Raw genomic sequence first — 17,557 nt, forward strand, 5'->3', positions numbered from 1 at the left:
CGATTGGATCATCCGGCATACAGGCCGCGCGTGCGGCCGCACAGGCGCACGAGGCCGAGCAAGCTGTCGATGGTCGGCGTCGGTACGCCGGTCAGCTTGCCGATCTCGTGGACCACGGTCACCAGCGCGTCGATCTCCAGCGACTTGCCGGCTTCCGCGTCCTGCAGCATCGATGTCTTGAACGCGCCGAGCCTGCGCGTGACCTCCATCCGGTCTTCTCCGCTCTGCGCGATCGGACAACCGATCCTCTCGCCGATCGCCGCCGCTTCCTGCATCGCCTGAAGACAGAAGCCGCGCACCAGCGGATCATCCAGTATCCGATCGCACGTCGCCCCGGTGAGCACCGACACCGGGTTCATCGTCATGTTGCCCCACAGCTTGTACCAGATGTCGGTCCGGAGTTCGGCGCTGGCCTCGGCCTCGAAGCCGGCGCGCCGCAGCAGCTCGACCAGCGCGCCCACCCGGTCCGAAGGTCCGCCGGCCGGCTCGCCGAGAAGCAGGCGGTTGCCAAGGCCGACGCGCACCATCCCCGGTTCCGGGCTGGAACCCGACAGATGCACGACGCAGCCGACCACCTGGCGGAGCCGGATGGCGCGCGGCACGACGTCGCCCGGGTCGAGCGACTGGAGCCGGGCGCCGGCATACGGCACGTTCTCGGGGGCGAAGAACCACCACGGCACGCCGTTCATCGCGGGGACGACGATCGTGTCCTCGCGGAGCAGCGGAGCGATGCGCGCCGCGACGTCGGCCAGCGCGGTGGCCTTGACCGCGATGAACACGACGTCCTGCGCGCCGAGCGCGGCCGGATCCTCTGCGGCGCGGATCGGCACGCGGGTGATCTCTCCCTTGCCTTGCAGCAGCAGGCCGCGCTTCTGCAAGGCGGCGAGGTTCTCTCCGCGCGCGACGGCGCTGACGTCGCAGCCGGCCCTGGCCAGCCGGGCGCCGAGCAAACCGCCGATGGATCCGAAGCCGTAAACCGCAATTTTCATGGTGTCTCTGCATCCTATCGTCGCAGACCGCCGGTTGCCTCCTCGCCCGCCGCCGCCGTTCACGGCGCACCGCGTCGTGCCGGTCCTTGGCCTGCGCGGAGCGCGCGTTCGAGGCGCCGTGCCGCTCGGTCACCTGGCGCTTGCGGCGCGAGGCGAGCTGACGAAGATGAGCGTGCCCGATCGGCACACCATCCGGGGGCGCTTGGAGGCACTTGCTTATGAAGGTCAGGTACTCGCTGGTCGTTTCTTGGATCTTGTTCGCTGCGGCGAATGGCTGTGGCGGCGGCGACGACCCGCTCGAGTCGGAGGGCGGGGGCGGATCCTCCAGCGGCGCTGGGGCTGGCGGGTCGAGCGGCTCCACGGGCAGCGTGGGCGCCACGAGCTCCAGCGGCACCAGCGCGGGCAGCGTGGGGGCGAGCAGCGCTGCGGCGACGAGCGGCAGCGGGGGCGACGAGACGGGGAGCGGCAGCGGCAGCGGCAGCGGCGGGGCCGGGGCGGGCGGCGCCGGGGCGGGCGGCGGTGATGACGTGTCGGTCGTCTGCCCGGGCGGCCCGTACGCGGCCGATCCGGTGCCGGCGAACGGCAGGGCGCAGCTGGTGAGAGGGGGGTTCACGTACGTCGAGGGCCCTGTCTGGGTCGCCGAGCTCGGGGCGCTGTTCTTCTCGGAGATCAACCTGCAGGCGCAGAACTCTCCGCCCCTCAACGGTCCAAAGGCGAAGATCCAGAGGCTCACGCCGCCGGGCGCGTTCGAGGTGTTCGTCGAGAACAGCGGGACGAACGGGCTGGGCCTCCACAGCGACGGGAACCTCATCGCATGTACCCACGACACGCGCAGCATCTCCGTGTTCGATCTCGGCACGAAGGCGCGGCGCGAGGTCGCCGGGTCGTACATGGGCAAGCGGTTCAGCTCGCCGAACGATGTCGTCGTGCGGAGCGACGGCAACGTCTACTTCACCGATCCCGATTTTCAGCTCAGCAGCGGCAGGCCGGAGCTGCCGACAGCAGCTTACCGCGTGTCCCCGTCCGGCGCGGTGAGCCTCATCGGCACGCTGGAGACCCCCAACGGCGTCGCGCTCTCGCCGGACGAGAGCGTGCTGTACGTGACCGAGTTCACCCCCGGCCGGATCCGTCGCTATACGCTGAGCGCCGACGGAGCGCCCGGCGCCTCGTCCGATTTCGCCTCGAACCTGCCGAAGGCCGACGGCATGGGCGTCGACTGCGCGGGCAATGTCTACATCGCGTGGCGTGAGGGCATCGAGATCGTCGCGCCGAGCGGCGCGAGGCTCGGCAAGATCACGGGGTTGGGCGAGGTGTCGAACGTCGCGTTCGGCGGGGCCGATCGAAAGACCCTTTACATCACGGCGGGCGCGTCGCTCTATGCGATGGAGATGAACATCCCCGGATACCCCTACTGAACCTCGCTCTCGCTGGACGCAGACCGCCGGTGCTCGGCCGCGCCGGCGCTTCAGCCGCGAGCGTCCGGCGGCTTGTTCCCGCGCGCGAGCATGTACTCCTGGAAACCCATGATGGCTTCACCGACGCGGACCACCCCGCGGGCGATCGCGCTTGACCGGTCTGGCGGGCCGGCTCAGGTCGATGTCGGGCAGATTCGTCCGTATGGGGAGCCACGACTGACCGGCGTTCGAGTTTCCACGCGGACAGAGGCGGGCGGATTCCGGCAGCCCGCGCGAAAGCCGAGCGGCAGCGGCTTCCTGGCGGGGCTCCAGGTGCGGTAAACTGGGGCATGGCGAAGGTGCCGGAGAGATTCCGCTGGGTGTTCTGGGACGTCGACGCGAAGGCGCTCGATACAGTGACGGGCCAGGACTACATCATCCCGCGAGTTCTCGAGTTCGGTCGGCTGGAGGAGGTGCGCTGGCTCATCCGGACGTACGGAATGAACGGAATACACCGGTTTTTGCGGGAGCTCGGGCACCCCGAATTGAGCGGGCGGACGCTCGCGTTCTGGCGGGCAGTACTAAAAGCGGAGGGTGAAGTGTGGGCAAGTCCACCGGATTGGCGAAGGAGCAGAGCCGCGCCCTGGGTCGACTGAAGATCATCCCTGGGATCGAGCGGTTCTATCTGGCCGGGGGGACGGCCGTCGCAGTGCATCTACGCCACCGTCGGTCGCTGGACCTCGACTTGTTCAGCAATTCCGCGGACGTCGATCTGACGATGCTCGCCCAGGCGGTTCGGGTTGTGGTGCCCGATCTGCAGGTGATAAGCATGACCGATGCGGCGTTGCGGGTAATGGTGAGTGGCATCCCAGTGGATATCGTAAGGTATCCTTATGGGCTGCTCGATGCGCCAACGCCCGGACCGGAAGCGTTTCCCATGGCAGGGGTGCGGGACCTTGCTGCGATGAAGCTTGCCGCGATCGCGCGACGTGGGCTGCGTCGCGATTTCTGGGACCTCTGCGCGCTCGCCGAGGGGGGGCTGCCGTTGCGGGACGCTGCGGCGGCGTACGTGGCAAAGTTCGGGGTGTCGGAAGCGGATCTGTACCATGTGCTGCGATCGCTGACGTACTTCGAGGACGCGGAGAAAGATCCCGTGTATCCGCGGGGCTTGACCGCGACAAGTTGGGAGCGGATGAAGAGATTCTTTCTGACAGAAGTGCCCAAGTTGCTGATAGATGAGAAGGAATAACAATGGTGATCAGCGATTTGGTTGAATGTCTCTGGTACTACTGGAACCACCGCCGTGATACGAGGTGCCTGCGCTGAAGTGAAGGCAGGGAACTCCCCGACAAGCCGCTGCTGCTGGCGGCGCTGCGCGCCGCGGGTGACCGACAGGACGATGATCGAGGGACTCGAGCCGGTGTGCATGGGAGTGGTTGTCGCCGAGACGCTCGCCGCGCAGCACATCGAGCGCGACGCCGAAAGCAGCCTCGGCGCCGCGCTCGCCCTGGCGACCACGCTGCACGCGCCGGGGCAGCGCGAGCGCTATCGGCGTCTGCTCGATTGCGCGATCGAGCAGGCGGATCGCGCGCTGGCCGCCGCCGAGCAGGAGCGCGCTGCCCTCCAGGAACATGAGGTCGCCGCGGGAAGAGAGCGAATCCTCGCGACGGCGATGCGCGCCCATTCGACGCTGGCGAGGGCCCATGCGGCGCGGGCGGCAGACGCGCTCCACGGCGCGGGCCAGCTCTCGTTGAGCGCGCAGCGCGCGCCGACGCGCGACGCCTGCGACGACGGCTGGCGGCGCGTGGCGGCGATCGTGGTCGGCGCAGAGGCCTCGGCCCGCGCGGCCGCGATCAGCGCCTCGGAGCTCGAGGGCGGCTCTCCGCGGTCAAAGGTCGCCCGCGCGGCGCGCGCGGCGGCTCACGAGGCCGAGATCGCCGCCCGCGCGGCGCGCAGGATCATCGAGGAGCGAAACCACGCGTATACATTCCACACCGACGGCGGCTTCTCGTTCGGCGAGGGGTGGTACGTCGCCGCGGCCGCCGTCCTCGCGGGCGCGGCGATCCAGGTCGAGCCAGGCAAAGCGGGAACGGCGCAAGCCGAGGCGTTTCTCCGCGATGCAGGCCTGAGCGATCACCTTCAGGCGTACCGCTCGCGCCCGCGCGCGATGAAGCAGACAACGGAGATCGTCGCGCGCGCCTTCAAGGCCGATCCGTCGTCCGCCCAGGGGAGACTCCGCGCGGCGTTTCTGGCGGACGCGCCGATTCCGGGATCGGTGATCGCCTGGGTCGATCGCAGGCTCGCGGAAGCGCGGGCGGGAGAGTCACGCCGGAAGAAGGTGCTGCTCTGGATCCGCGAGGGGGTCCACCACCCGCACCGCAACACGACGCTCGCCGAGCTCCTGGAGCTGACGGACCTCGTTCAACGTGCGGGGCTCGTGCCTGTGTTGACCGGCGACGCTCTTCGAGACGCACAGGTCCCCGACGGCGCGGTCGACATGACGCTCTTCTGGAAGGACCCCACTTTTCGGCAGCTCGACATGCGCCGGGCGCAGCTGCAGTTCTTCGAGCACTTGAAGCGAACGCACGGCCTGGTCGGCCAGCTCGGCGTCACGACCGCAGGCATGGATGGGCCCGCGCTCATGGGGCTCCCCACGATGTACCTCACCGAGGCGTCGAACGTGCGTATGCGGGAGTGGGTCGGCGCAGTGCCGGGATACCAGGAGATCGTGCGCGAGGAGGGATATCTCGAGCGCGTCCGCCGTGTGTTGTCCGAATGGGCGGCGGCTCCGTTTTCGGGAAAGTTCACAGGGAAGCGGGGAGGCGGGGAGTGAAATCCCATCAATCTCCCCGTCTCCCCGTCTCCCTGTTTAATTTCTCGTTAAAATGCCAACAAAGTGAGGGGATTTGTCAGGAGGCGCCGCCAGCGCCGCCTCCGCCGCCTCCCGCGCCGCCGGTGCCGAGCGGGGTATCGTCGCCGCTGCAGTCCTGATCGATGCTGTCACCTGCCACGTCCGTCGCGCCGGGGTGGATGTCCGGATTGCCGTCGTCGCAGTCTTCCTCGGGCCCGTAGCCCTCGCATGTCGCCTGGTAGCCGTCGCCGTCGCTGTCGGTCGCGGGCTCGTCGCACGGGGGCATGCCGTAGCAGGCCATCAGCGTGACAGCCATCATGCCGCCCGACGCCGCCGCGAGCAGCCGGCCCGCGATCCCGTGGCGCGCCTGCGCGCAGCCGGCGCGCTCGGCCGTGGGCGTCGCGCCGCAATGCGGGCAGGCGGAAGCGCCGGGAGGCAGGAAACCATCGCAGCAAGGACAAGCGCCGAGGGTGAGCATGAGGATCTCCGCCTTTGGGCCATGGGGCCGAGCCCTGGCGCGCCCCGGAAGGCCGAGCCAGGGAGGTCAAACCGTCCCATTCTATGTCAAGGCGCCTCGGCGACGCGCAAGGAAAATGAAGGGGAATGGCGCAGCGGCCCGGCGTGCGCGTGCGCAGGTCGCCATCATCCATCCCCCGCGCGTCGAAAGGGCGCCGGAGAGCAGGAGCCGGCGGCGGAGTTCGCGGTAGGCTCCGGCATGGCGCTGCGCCGTCTCGATGTGGTCCCCGGCGAGTACTTCCCGGCGTACGTCGTCTGGGAGCTGACGCTCCGCTGCGATCAGCCCTGCCGGCACTGCGGATCCAGGGCAGGGGCCGCGCGGCCCTCGGAGCTCGGCACCGAGGAGGCGCTTGGCGTGGTGCAGCAGCTCGCGGCGATGGGCGCGCGCGAGGTGGTGCTCATCGGCGGCGAGGCCTACCTGCACGACGGCTTTCTGGAGATCATCGCGGCGCTCAAGGCCGCGGGCGTCCGGCCGACCATGACGACCGGAGGGCGGGGGATCACCGCGGAGATCGCGGCGCAGATGAAGGAGGCCGGCCTGCACAGCGTCTCGGTCAGCGTCGACGGGCTGGAGCGCGCCCACGACCTCATCCGCAAGGCCCCGGGCAGCCACCGGAGCGCGCTATCGGCGCTCGGGCACCTCCGGGGCGCGGGGCTGCTCACCGCGGCCAACACCAACCTCAACCGGGTGAACCAGGGCGATCTGGAGGCGCTCTACGACCTGCTCCGGGAGCAGGGGATCAAGGCGTGGCAGGTGCAGATCACCGCGGCGCTCGGCCGCGCGGCCGACCGGCCGGCGATGCTGCTCCAGCCCTACGACCTGCTCGACGTGCTCCCGCGCATCGCCGAGCTGAAGCGGCGGGCCTTCCGGGACGGGATAACGGTGATGCCCGGCAACAACCTGGGCTACTTCGGCCCGGAGGAGGCGCTCCTGCGCTCGCTGCGCGAGGGCGGCCGCGACCACTTTCGCGGCTGTCAGGCCGGGAAGCTGGTGCTGGGGATCGAGTCCGACGGCGCGGTGAAGGGCTGCCCGTCGCTCCAGAGCGACGCCTACGTGGGCGGCGACCTGCGCGCGCGCGCGCTCCAGGAGATCTGGGACGAGGCGCCGCGGCTCGCGTTCGCGCGGGCGCGCACGGCCGACGATCTCTGGGGCTTCTGCCGGAGCTGCGCTTTCGCGGAGGTGTGCATGGGCGGGTGCACCTTCACGGCGCACGCGCTCTTCGGGCGGCCGGGGAACAACCCGTACTGCCACTTCCGCGCGCGCACACTGGCCGCGCAGGGCAAGCGCGAGCGGCTCGTGCCCGCCGCGCCGGCCGCGGGGAGGCCGTTCGACAACGGGCTGTTCGAGCTCGTGCTGGAGGATCTCGACGGCCCCGATCCCGGGCGCGATTCCCCGGAGCGGATGGTCCAGCTCACGCGCAAGCCGCGGCCCTCCAGCTGAGTTTGCTAAGGTTCCGAAATGGTCCGACCGGTCACCCGCCGAGCCTTCCTCCACGCCGGCTGCTGCGCTGCAGGGATTGCCGCCTTCGATGGGATCGCCATCGAACCTTCCTGGCTCGATGTCGCCGAGCACGATGTCCCCATCCCCCGGCTCCCGGCCGCGCTCCAGGGGTTTCGGATCGCTCACCTCTCCGACATCCACCTGCGCGCGCTGGGCAGTGTCCACGAGAAAGCCATCGACGCCATCCGCGGGCTAGCGCCTGATCTCGTCGTGCTGACCGGCGACGCGATCGAGGGCGAGGGCTCGCTCGGCGTGCTGGAGGAGCTCTGCCGCAGCCTCGCCGCGCCGGGGCGTGAGGTCCTCGCCACCGTCGGCAACTGGGAACACTGGGGGCACGTGCCCTTGCAAAGGCTGAGCGAGGCGTACGCGCGCGCCGGGGCCAGGCTCCTCGGGAACGAGTCGGTGCTGCTGAAGCGCGGCGTCTCCATCGTCGCGACGGACGATTTCTGCAGCGGGAACGCCGACCTGCGAGCCGCCCTGGCGAACGTGCCGTCCGCTCCGGTTCGGCTCTTTCTCACGCACGCGCCCGGCGTCTTCGAGACGCTCCCTCCCGGCGCGCCGCGCTTCGATCTGGGCCTCGCGGGGCATACACATGGAGGGCAGATCCGAGCGCTCGGAACAGCGGTGTGGGTTCCGCCTGGATCGGGCCGATTTCGCTCGGGTATGTACGACACGGCCCATGGCAGGGTGTACGTGAGCCGCGGTGTCGGCACAAGCGTCCTTCCTGTGCGGTTCACATGCCGGCCAGAGCTCCCCGTGTTCCGGTTGATCGCCGGGTAACGTCCTGCCCGACGACGGATAGCCGGGGGTGAACCGCGCGGGGGCCGTCAGTCGCGCTTCGGTTCTGCGGAGAGCGCGTTGAGGCGGCACGCGACCGACAGAGAGAGCCCTACCTCCAGCAGCGAGATGGGTCGCTGCTCGATGGCCCCCGGCGGCGCGCAGTCCACCAGCAGGAGCGGCGCCGACGCCGCCTGCGCCGCCTCCGCGAACGATCGCGCCCTCCGGAGCCATTGCTCGGTCAGCTGCGCGCGGTGCCCCTCCGGCTCCTTCACCTCGGCCCGAGGCTGCCCGAAGGTCGCCCCGCGCCGACCGTCCTTCGCAGCCTGCACCGCGGCGCTCACCTCGCGTCTGACCTGCGCCATGGCTGCGGCCAGCCGGCTCCTCGCCCAGAAGTCGAGCTCTGGGGCGAGGCGCACCTCGATCACGCCGTCGACAGCGGCCGATACGGCGTCGCCCTCGCTCTCCGCCTTCTCGGTGAAGACCGTGGTGAACGACGCGCCCAGCATCCTCACCGTGGATGCGCCGCCGGTCGCCTCCTTGAACTGCCGCTCCAGGTTCTCCACCGCGGCCTGCGCCGCGGCGAGGGCGCGCTGCGGATCGGCGTCGGTCTCCTGGAGCGCGAAGCCAAGGACGAGCACGTCGGGGCGGACGACCAGATCGGCCTGGACCGAAGCCCGACTGGGCAACGCGGGCGCGGACGGCATGCTGGGCATGCTCGCCGACGTGGAGCCCAGGCTCGTCGCGTAGGAGGGGGAGAGGGCCGCGCCGGGCGCCGCCCCGGATGCGCCCCCGCAGCCGGCCAGGAGGGCGAGGGCGAAAACCGCGGTTCGCATCGGGGGCCGACGCTAACACGCGCATCGAAACCCAGCAATCGTACGGCCGGGTTGGATCCGCTGTGCACGATCTGGAAGGCGTGCCGCCGTGTCATCCGCGACGTCGACGCGGACCTTCGGCACGGGAGGCGTGACGCGAGCGCATGGCGCGTGCGTGCGCCGGGTCATCGACGTGGAGCTTGCCGCCTTTTATTCCACCTGCCCGATCACCGTGGGGCCTTCTGGGCATATAGGACGGCCACTTTCTGACGCCTGCTGCAGGCACCGCCAAGGGGTTGCACCCCTGGGATGGAGGATTTTTGTGATGAACAGGGCACGCGCTTCGACCGCCGGCATATTGCTCGCGTTTCTCCTGGTGGGTTGTGGTTCTTCGAGCGGCCCGGAAGAACCCGAGAGCTCGGGCGGCCCGGGTACGGGTGCGGGCAGCAGCGGGAGCGGGAGCGGAGACGCGAGCAGCAGCGGAGACGCGAGCGGCAGTGGAGACGCGAGCGGGAGCGGAGACGCGAGCGGGAGCGGGACGACAGGCAGCGGCGCGGGGACGGGCGGTTCGGACGGTGCGGGCGGCGATCCGGGCGGAGACGGGGGCGGCGGCTCGTCTTCCGGTACCGGCGGCGGTGAGCCCGACGTTGTCGAGCCCACGTTGATCACCTCGGGCGCGAACGAGTACTGGAAGATCGGGACGCCCGCGGAAGTGACGAGCGGCAATGCCGACGTGACCGTCGACGACGCGGCAACGCAGCAGCGATGGGATGGCTTCGGCGGCTCCTTCAACGAGATGGGCTGGAACATGCTCTCGATGCTCAGCGAGGCTGAGCGGCAGCGAGCCATCAAGCTTCTCTTCGACAAGAACGAGGGCGCAGGGTTCGCCTACGGGCGCATCCCCATGGGGGCGAGCGACTATGCGATGGATCGCTATAGCCTCAACGAGAAGAAAGATGATTTCACGATGGAGAGCTTCTCCATCGCGCGGGACAAGGAGAAATTGATCCCGTACATCAAGGCGGCGCTCGCCGTGAGGCCCGGCCTCCACCTCTGGGCCAGCCCCTGGACACCCCCCACCTGGATGAAGAGCAACGGCGCCTTCGATGGTGGCAAGATGAAGGACGACGCGAACACCCTGAAGGCACATGCCCTGTACTTCGCGAAGTTCGTTGAGGCGTACGCCGCGGAGGGCATGACCATCGAGGCGGTCCACCCCCAGAACGAGCCGACCTACGAGACGAGGTATCCGAGCTGCGCGTGGACGGGGCAGCTCATGGCCAAGTTCATCGGCACCCACCTGGGGCCGCTGTTCGAAGAGCGCGGGATCAAGGCTCAGATCTTCCTTGGCACGATGTCGAACGAAGCGGCAGACCCAGGGATCCTCAGCGCTGTGACGGGCGATGCCACCGCGATGAAGTACGTCAAGGGCTTCGGGCTGCAGTGGAACATGCGGGGCAGCGTGAACGGCTTGAAATCGCGGAATATGCCGATCGTGCAAACGGAGCACCAGTGCGGCAACTACAACTGGAACCCTCCGGGCGTGCCGACGTTCAACCCGAACACGGCAGCGAACGACCACGCCTACGGGCAGGAGAGCTGGGGGCTCATCCGCGACTGGATCAAGGCGGGGGTGAACTCGTACAACGCCTGGAACATGGTGCTGGACCCGGTGGGGAAGAACATCGACTCGCAGCGGCCGTGGCCGCAGAACGCGCTCCTCAACGTGAAAGCCGACACGAAGGAGCTGGTGCTGACCCCTGCCTACTACGTCTTCCGCCACGTCTCGCAGTACGTCGATCCTGGAACGATGCGCGTCAACACGACCGGCGGTGACGCGCTGGCGTTCAAGAACCCTGACGGCAGCATCGTCACGGTCGTCTACAACTCCGGCAGCTCCGCGAAGACGACCACCCTCAGCGTGGCCTCCAAGAAGCTCCAGTTCAGCGTTCCTGCCCGCGGCTGGGCCACCGTCAACTGGAAGTGAGGCGCGCGCGACCCGACCCGGGTCGACCCATCGCGGCCTGAACCTGTCGATGGCCTCCCGGGAGAGATGAAACTCAAACCGGAGGGTGTCGACGCTCCAGAGCGTCGCCGCGCTCGGCCTTGCGAGCCTCCGGCCCCGGGGCGCTATGATCGCCCTCCATGGATGCCGCTTCCTTCCTCGCCGACATCGAGCCGCTGGCCCACTACGACCGCGTCCGCCGCGTGGTGGAGGTGGGCCGCGCCGCCGCGCGCGGCGACGCTGGCGCAAGCGCGCTCCTCGGCGCGCTCTGGAGCAGCGCTCAGCCCTACGAACGCCTCCTCGCGCTCATGAGCGTCTACGGCTCGGGCGACGGCGCGCTCGTCGTCGCGGCCATCTCCGACCCGTCCCGCTCCGTGCGGCGGCGCGCGGGCCGCATGGTCGCCCGCTTCTGCGACGACGCGCAGGCGCTCGCGGCGCTCGGCGCCCTCCTCGAGCGGCGCACCCTCCGGCGCACCGTCGCCCAGCTCGCGCGGCGGAAGCGCCAGGCCGCCGTGGACGCCTTCCTCGGCGCGCGCATGCAGGCGGGGCGCGACCCCCTGATCGTGGATCTGCTCCCGTTCGGCTCCGAGGCGCTCGTGTCGGCGCACCGGCGCGCCATCGACGAGGCGGGCGGCCCGAGCTGCCTCGATCGGCTCGGCGTGAGGCACCCGGCGGCCGCGGCGCGCTGGTTCGGGGAGGCGCTCGCCCGCTCCCAGTCCCTCGACGCTCGCCTGCGCTACCGCCTCGCGCCGCTGCTCGTCCCGCTCGCCCGGCGCGCGCCCGACGCGGCGCTGCCGCTGATCCAGGCCCTCTTCGAGCGCGGCGAGGAGCCCTCGTTCCTCGCCGGCTCCCTGCAGCTCCTGGCCCGATCGCGCCCGGCCGCCACGTTCGACCTCCTCAAGGCGCGCCACGAGAGCGGACGACCCGCGCGGCCGCCCGGCGCCTTCGCGGTGGTGCGCTTCGACAAGGGCGCGCCCGCCCTCGGCGCCGAGCGCCTCGAGTACCTCATCCGCCACGCCTGGGGCGCGCTGAGCGACGGCAAGCAGGGCCCGCGGTGGTTCCTGCGGCTCGGCCCCGACGACCAGAAGGCCGTCCTCCGGGCCTTCCTGCTCGGAGGGCGCGGGGGCTTCGGCGCCTTCCTGTTCCGCTACGTGAAGGCCGACTCGGCCGAGGAGCAGGCGATCCGGGAGCGGGCCTTCGAGCGCTGGTCCTGCGCGGCGCAGGCCGCCGACGGCACGATCGCGCCCGAGGTGCTCGACGCGCTGCCCCGCGACCTGCGCGAGCGCGAGGCGAGGCGGCACCTCTCGAGCTGCCCGTCGCTCGTCTCGAAGCCGGAGCGGCGGATGAGCTACGCGCGCCTCCTGTCCTTCGCCGAGGCCAAGGAGGTGCTCGCGCCGCTCCTCGGGCACCCGGAGGGCGACGAGCGGGCGAAGGCGCAGGCGCTGCTCCTCGCGAGCGTCCTGCACGACCGGGGCGCGCTCGCGGACGCGCTCGCGAACGTGCGCGCCCGCAAGTTCGAGCAGGATCCGGTGCGGCGGGCGATGATCGGCGCCCTCGCCGCGCTGCCCATCGGCCGGTTCGCGCAGGAGCACCTGGAGGCCGTGGGCGCCGTGGCGCAGGACGCGCTCGACGCCGCGGACCTGTCCCACGCCACGGCCTCGGCCGTGGAGCGGCTCGTGGTCCGCCTGTTCCGCATCGACGGGACGTGGGGGGCGCGCTGGCTCACGAAGATCCTCGCGGTGCGCGGCTCGGTCTCGACGGCGGGCCTCGGGGACGGGCTGACCCGCGCGGAGGCCGAGCGGCTCAGCCCGGCGCTCGCGCAGCTCGCGGGCGCCTGGTGCACCGGCGAGCGGGCAGGGGCGGTGCTCTCGCTAGCGCAGAGCCTCGGCATCCGCCTCGAGGTGGTCACGCCGCTGCTCGAGGCGCTCGAGCGGCTGTCCCGCGAGCTCCCGTTCGTCGGGGTCGCTGCGGGCGCGCTCGGCCTGCTGCGCGCCCACGACAGGCCGCGGTTCGCGCGGCTCGTGCCCGCGCTGCTGCGCGAGGACAGGAGCTTCGTGCTGATCGGCGCCGTCGCCCGGCACGTGAGCCAGAGGCGCCAGGATCTCCTGGACCCCCTGCTGGACCGGACGCAGCCCATGACCGGCAGGTTCGCGACGGGCAAGACGCGCTGGGTGCTCGATTTCGGCGGGGGCCACGGTCGCTGGACGGCGAGGCAGCAGGAGAAGTACGCCGCCGGCCTCCGCGCGCTGCTCGGCGACGAGACCTGCGACGTCCCCACGCTGCGGTTCGCGATCTCCACGCTGGTCCGGCTCGCGTACGTCGACGCGTCGGCGATCACCCCGTTCGCCTCGGATCCGAGGCCGCCGCTGCGCGAGATGGCCATCCGGGGCCTGCCGTGGCTCGACGCCGGCCAGGGCGTCCCCGTCCTGATCGAGTGCCTGGGCGACGATCGCGCGCGCTGGGCGATCTACGCGCTCCGGAAGGCGTTCGCGGAGATGTCCCGGGAGCGGGTCCTCGCCGAGCTCCGGGCGGTGCCGACCACGAAGGTGACCGTGGCCAAGGAGGTCGTGCGCCTGCTCGGCGAGCTGGGCGGCGACGACGCCTACCGGGACCTGCTCCGGCTGGACGCCCCGAAGACGCACCGCGACGTGCGGATCGCGCTGCTCCGGGCGCTCTGGGACCACCTGGACAAGCCCGAGACCTGGGACATCTTCGGCCGCGCCGCCCGGGATCCCGACTGGATCGTGGCCTCGAAGCTCGCGGACATCCCGCTCGGCAGGCTGTCGACCGAGGCCGAGCGGCGCGTGGTGGACCTGCTCGCCGCGATCCTCGGGCGGGCGGAGCCGGAAGCCCGGCTCGACCTGCTGCGGCGCGCCGCGCACCTGCCGCTCCGGGACGAGGCGCGAGCGCTCTTCCGCCGGCTGCTCGAGCACATGGCCGCGCCCGCGCCCGAGGAGGCGGCGGAGGCGCTGTCCGCGGCGCTCGCCAGGATGCAGCACGGGGAGGTCGCGATCGTCGTCCAGCGGCTCGCGGAGCTCTCGCCGAGGCGCCGGCACCTCGTGGCGTTCCTGCCCGCGCTCTCGGCGCGGCTCGGCTCGTACGCTGCGAAGCACCACGTCGCCGTCGGGGAGGGGTTGCTCGCCGCGCTCAAGGCGGACGCCCTCGCCGTGCCCCAGTACCTGGGGCTCGCGGCGCGCCTCCTTCCCTGGAAGGCGCTCGGACAGGCGCTCGTCGAGCTCGGCCGGCGGGACCTCCTGCACCACGACGCGATGGTCGCGGCGATGTCCGCGGTGCACGGCTGCGTCCACCCGTCGCAGCTCGAGCAGGAGCTCCGGGCGAGCCCCGATCCGCGGCTACGCCGGCTCGCGCTGGAGGCGCTCGTGCAGGCGGCGTCGCCGAAGAACGGCTGGACCGCAGAGCGGCGCGAGCTGCTGGAGCGCTACCGGAAGGACCCGTCCCCGGCCGTGGCGGGGCCGGCGTTGTTCGTCATGCCGCCGTGAGGCGGGGAGCGGCGGGCGGCGCTACGGCGAGCTCGAGGCGGCGTCCCCCTCGAATAGGTCCCATCCCTCGGGGGGTTCGGGTATGCCGAGCGCACCGAGCACATCGCGCGCATTTTGCTGGATCGCGGCTGGCACGGTCGTGGCGGGCGTCCAGGCGGCGACGAGATCACGGAGCTTGAGGGCGTAGGGTTCGGCGTTGATCGTGGCTTGATTCCCCTCCGCTCGGGGGGATTGCTTCGTCTCCGCGATCACCTCGAGATAGGCATCGATGCACCGGAGCACTTCTTCACGGCTCGGAAGGCTCTTCGCCCTGGCGATGACCCGGGGCGCAGCGAAGGCAGCCATCGTGTTGGCGAACCCCGCGGTCACCGTGGCGTGCTTGCGTGTGCGGTCCATCATGGCCTGGAGCTGCGCGGGCGCGGGGTCGACACGCGCGGGCGCTCCTGCCGCTCCTCCTTGAACGGTCTCTCCGCCTCGGCTGCCCGTCGCCTCTCCCGCGCCGTTCGCGCTGCGCGATTCGGGCGGCTCAGCCGCGGCCGGCGAGCTGTCGCCAGGGGCTCTGCACCCTCCCGCGAGCACGGAGAGGGCAGCGGAGAGCGCGGCGGCGCCGGCGATGTTCATCGAGTACGCGGTCGGCATGAGGGGCTCCCGGATCTGAATCAACGCTTAAATTGCTTCGGCGGCCACTGGCCTCTGAGGATGGCCGGCACACCCTCCGGCCAGAGAAGCGAGTCCTCGTACTTGATCCCGTCTGCCTCCGGGTCTTCGTGTGCATCCCACCCGCACGCGGGCGGCTTGATTCCTTCATGTTCGATGAGAGCCCGGGAAATGTCCACCATCTCCTGCGCCAAATCAGGCTGCGTCCAGTGCTCGAAGAGCTCGCGCAGTCGCATCGCGAGCGGCAGGCGGCGCTCGTAGTGTACGGGTTGAAACTGCGACGCCGTGTGGTGGCCGCCCTTCTTCACGTAGGAAATGTAGAGGTCCAGCATGCGCAGGATGTGCTCGCGAGGAGGTACGCGGCTGAACGTCCTGTAAATGCGCGGTGAGGCGAAGGCCCATATCCAATAAGTGGCGTTGATGGCGTCGGCCGTGTCCTCGGTGTTCTCTCTATCCTCGCCGCTCATAAGTGTTAGTGTGTCTTTCTCTTCTTTTTTTTTCTTTGAGGTGGTCTTCGTTGTTTCTCGCTTACCAGTAGGTGCAGTGCTTTTTGCCGGGCCCAAAGTGCGAAACCAGGATGAATGCTCCAGCGACATGGTTGCCGTGATTAAGGCAGCCGTAAGCACACACGGACTTGAAGACGAGGTTTCCGAGCCCCCACGGGCACCAGGGGCATGCGCCTTTATCGCAATATGTCACCATGCAGAATGCCTGCTCGCCGTTGCTCAACGGACACTCGGTGGTCTGGGGGCACGAATACGGCTCATCGAAGCACGCGAAGTTAGGGTAGATCCCGTCGTTCGCGGCCAGCGTGACCGCCTCCGGCGTCTCCATCCAGGTGCGCGCCGCGTCCCAACCGGTCAGTGCGTACTGCTCGGTCAGCGATGCGATCGCCTCTTCATCCACGGCCGCTGGATCGAGCACCTGGGATTCGACGAGGCTCGCGACCATCACCGCCGCGTAGGAGGTCGCCATCGTCTTGAGGGCGAGCTCTTGGGGGTCGACGTTCAGCAGGTCCTCGTAGGCCTGCTCCTCCGGGGACGACGTCTCGTCGTCGACGTCATCGGTCTCCGAGCCCTCGCCGGGATCGCCGTGCTCGTCAGGGTGCTCCGCCTCGTTGTTTTCTGCCGCCTCGTCCTCTGCCTCGTTTCGATCGGACGGTCGGAGGTGGATGGTGCATCCTGGCGCCAGTCCGGCAAGCATCCCTCCCATCAACACGACCGCGAGCGCTCGACGCATCCCTCGCTGCATGCTGTCCTCCTTGGCGCCGGCATCCTATTGGGACTCTCGGAGGGCGTCCATGGTCCCGACCCACGTGTCAGGCTTCTCCTGGATCTGCGCCCCTCTTCGTCGCGGCTCGGCGAGCTCGAGCAGGAGCTCCGGGCGAGCCCCGATCCGCGGCTGCGCCGGCTCGCGCTGGAGGCGCTCGTGCAGGCGGCGTCGCCGAAGAACGGCTGGACGGCGGAGCGGCGCGAGCTGCTGGAGCGCTACCGGAAGGACCCGTCCCCCGCCGTGGCGGGGCCGGCGTCGTTCGTCATGCCGCCGTGAGGCGGGGCGCGGCGCGCGGCCGTGAGGCGGGGCGCGCGGGGGCGAGCCCCTGGCAGGGCTCACCTCACGACGACAGCGCGGCCATCGGCGGTGTAAATCACCGCCTCCGCCATGGCGAGGTCGGCCGTCGGTTGCGTCGGTTGCGTCGGTTGCGTCGGTTCGATCAGGCCGCGGCGATCCGCCCTCTCGTGCTTCGTCGAGCGCACGAACGGCCAGAAGAGCTGCTCGGCCCAGGGCTCGACCGGCGCGCCCTCGGGGAGCCCGAAGCCCTCCTGGCGCGCGTGCGGGATCATGAGCGTGCCGTGGATCCAATCGAAGCAAATGAGGGCGGCGCCATAGTTCTTCGTGGCATTGCCGAAGCGGCCGACTCCGTGGTGCACATGGTGCGTGTCGGGCAGAGAGACGATGCGCTCGAGGACCCGCATGGCAGGGCGCGTGAAGCGGCCCTGCTGGAGGTGCACGTCCCAGCGGAGATCGCTGTGCTCCGCGAGCACGATCATCGTCCTGACGGCCAATCCCACGACATAGGCGCCAGGGTGGCCGAGCCAGACGACGAGCGGGGCCATCCACGTGCCCGGTAACAGGACATGCCATAGCCAGTTTTCCCGGTACGTGACCGCGATGTTCATGTTGCGCGGCACGTGGTGCGGCTTGTGGAGCCGCCAGAGCCAGGGCCACTCATGGCTCTTGCGGTGTACCCAGTAGATCCCGTACTCATCGAGGAGCACGTAGATCGGGAACACCACCAAGGAGCTCACGCCGGCGAGCGCGCCCTCGGAGCCGGGCCAGAGCGCCCCGAGCGCCCAGGTCACGGCGACGAAGGACGCGCCGCGGATCACGAGGTAGGCGCCGACGGACACGAGGCTCGCGCCGAGCTCCCGCATGGTGAGCACGCCTGTGCGCCGATACAGGCCGAGCGCGAGCTCGAGGGCGGCAAAGAGCGCGAGGAAGACGAGGACGAACACCGTGCCGTGGAGCATGAGGGCTCTCCTTTCGTTTCGAGT

General features: G+C 70.2%; 16 protein-coding genes. 9 read left to right on the forward strand and 7 right to left on the reverse strand.

Going from position 1 to position 17,557, the window contains the following annotated elements; genetic code table 11:
• Window positions 1-8: 8 nt before the first annotated feature.
• Complete coding sequence (locus WME97_RS09715; protein ID WP_437555348.1) at window positions 9-989, reverse strand: 2-dehydropantoate 2-reductase; 981 nt, start codon at window positions 987-989, stop codon at window positions 9-11.
• Window positions 990-1,207: 218 nt separating this feature from the next.
• Between WME97_RS09715 and WME97_RS09720 the strand changes: the two genes are divergently transcribed.
• The 4 genes from WME97_RS09720 to WME97_RS09735 all read left to right on the forward strand — a co-directional run bounded on the left by WME97_RS09720 (window position 1,208) and on the right by WME97_RS09735 (window position 5,216).
• A complete protein-coding gene (locus WME97_RS09720; protein ID WP_437551390.1) occupies window positions 1,208-2,404 on the forward strand; it encodes an SMP-30/gluconolactonase/LRE family protein in 1,197 nt (398 codons plus the stop codon).
• A 329-nt stretch (window positions 2,405-2,733) separates the two neighbouring features.
• On the forward strand, window positions 2,734-3,039 hold the full coding sequence (locus WME97_RS09725; RefSeq protein WP_437551392.1) for a DUF6922 domain-containing protein: 306 nt from the start codon (window positions 2,734-2,736) through the stop codon (window positions 3,037-3,039).
• The gene (locus WME97_RS09730; protein ID WP_437551393.1) at window positions 2,985-3,632 is read left to right on the forward strand and encodes a nucleotidyl transferase AbiEii/AbiGii toxin family protein; all 648 of its coding nucleotides are present in this window, start codon (window positions 2,985-2,987) and stop codon (window positions 3,630-3,632) included. Before WME97_RS09725 ends, WME97_RS09730 begins: the two co-directional genes overlap by 55 nt.
• A 21-nt stretch (window positions 3,633-3,653) precedes the next feature.
• The gene (locus WME97_RS09735; RefSeq protein ID WP_437551395.1) at window positions 3,654-5,216 is read left to right on the forward strand and encodes a hypothetical protein; all 1,563 of its coding nucleotides are present in this window, start codon (window positions 3,654-3,656) and stop codon (window positions 5,214-5,216) included.
• Between the two features lie 76 nt (window positions 5,217-5,292).
• On the opposite strand, the gene WME97_RS09740 is transcribed toward WME97_RS09735, so the two are convergent.
• Window positions 5,293-5,712 carry a putative metal-binding motif-containing protein gene (locus tag WME97_RS09740; RefSeq protein WP_437551397.1) on the reverse strand — a complete coding sequence of 140 codons (420 nt, stop codon included), beginning with the start codon at window positions 5,710-5,712 and terminating at the stop codon, window positions 5,293-5,295.
• Window positions 5,713-5,949: 237 nt separating this feature from the next.
• Here WME97_RS09740 and WME97_RS09745 point away from each other — a divergent pair, with 237 nt between their 5' ends.
• A complete protein-coding gene (locus WME97_RS09745; protein ID WP_437551399.1) occupies window positions 5,950-7,191 on the forward strand; it encodes a radical SAM protein in 1,242 nt (413 codons plus the stop codon).
• Between the two features lie 18 nt (window positions 7,192-7,209).
• Window positions 7,210-8,031: a metallophosphoesterase gene (locus tag WME97_RS09750; RefSeq protein WP_437551401.1), complete on the forward strand. Its 822-nt coding sequence runs from the start codon at window positions 7,210-7,212 to the stop codon at window positions 8,029-8,031.
• A 47-nt stretch (window positions 8,032-8,078) separates the two neighbouring features.
• Here the strand turns inward: WME97_RS09750 and WME97_RS09755 are convergent, their stop codons facing one another.
• Entirely contained in the window at window positions 8,079-8,864 is a 786-nt protein-coding gene (locus WME97_RS09755; RefSeq protein ID WP_437551403.1) for a hypothetical protein, read from the reverse strand.
• A 304-nt stretch (window positions 8,865-9,168) separates the two neighbouring features.
• Between WME97_RS09755 and WME97_RS09760 the strand changes: the two genes are divergently transcribed.
• Window positions 9,169-10,830, forward strand: a complete 1,662-nt coding sequence (locus tag WME97_RS09760; protein WP_437551405.1) for a glycoside hydrolase family 30 protein — start codon at window positions 9,169-9,171, stop codon at window positions 10,828-10,830.
• Window positions 10,831-10,988: 158 nt separating this feature from the next.
• Complete coding sequence (locus tag WME97_RS09765) at window positions 10,989-14,348, forward strand: HEAT repeat domain-containing protein (protein WP_437551407.1); 3,360 nt, start codon at window positions 10,989-10,991, stop codon at window positions 14,346-14,348.
• 21 nt (window positions 14,349-14,369) lie between these two features.
• Here WME97_RS09765 and WME97_RS09770 read toward each other — a convergent pair whose 3' ends face one another.
• The 3 genes from WME97_RS09770 to WME97_RS09780 form a co-directional block, all read right to left on the reverse strand.
• The gene (locus WME97_RS09770) at window positions 14,370-14,987 is read right to left on the reverse strand and encodes a hypothetical protein (protein ID WP_437551409.1); all 618 of its coding nucleotides are present in this window, start codon (window positions 14,985-14,987) and stop codon (window positions 14,370-14,372) included.
• A gap of 20 nt (window positions 14,988-15,007) precedes the next feature.
• A complete protein-coding gene (locus WME97_RS09775; protein ID WP_437551411.1) occupies window positions 15,008-15,472 on the reverse strand; it encodes a hypothetical protein in 465 nt (154 codons plus the stop codon).
• 61 nt (window positions 15,473-15,533) lie between these two features.
• Window positions 15,534-16,256: a hypothetical protein gene (locus WME97_RS09780; RefSeq protein ID WP_437551412.1), complete on the reverse strand. Its 723-nt coding sequence runs from the start codon at window positions 16,254-16,256 to the stop codon at window positions 15,534-15,536.
• A gap of 27 nt (window positions 16,257-16,283) precedes the next feature.
• Here WME97_RS09780 and WME97_RS09785 point away from each other — a divergent pair, with 27 nt between their 5' ends.
• The gene (locus tag WME97_RS09785) at window positions 16,284-16,553 is read left to right on the forward strand and encodes a hypothetical protein (RefSeq protein ID WP_437551414.1); all 270 of its coding nucleotides are present in this window, start codon (window positions 16,284-16,286) and stop codon (window positions 16,551-16,553) included.
• A 59-nt stretch (window positions 16,554-16,612) separates the two neighbouring features.
• Here the strand turns inward: WME97_RS09785 and WME97_RS09790 are convergent, their stop codons facing one another.
• Window positions 16,613-17,533 carry a sterol desaturase family protein gene (locus WME97_RS09790; protein WP_437551415.1) on the reverse strand — a complete coding sequence of 307 codons (921 nt, stop codon included), beginning with the start codon at window positions 17,531-17,533 and terminating at the stop codon, window positions 16,613-16,615.
• Window positions 17,534-17,557 lie beyond the last annotated feature (24 nt).

The sequence above is a fragment of the Sorangium sp. So ce367 genome, from assembly GCF_051520455.1.
GTDB lineage: Bacteria > Myxococcota_A > Polyangia > Polyangiales > Polyangiaceae > Sorangium > Sorangium cellulosum_B.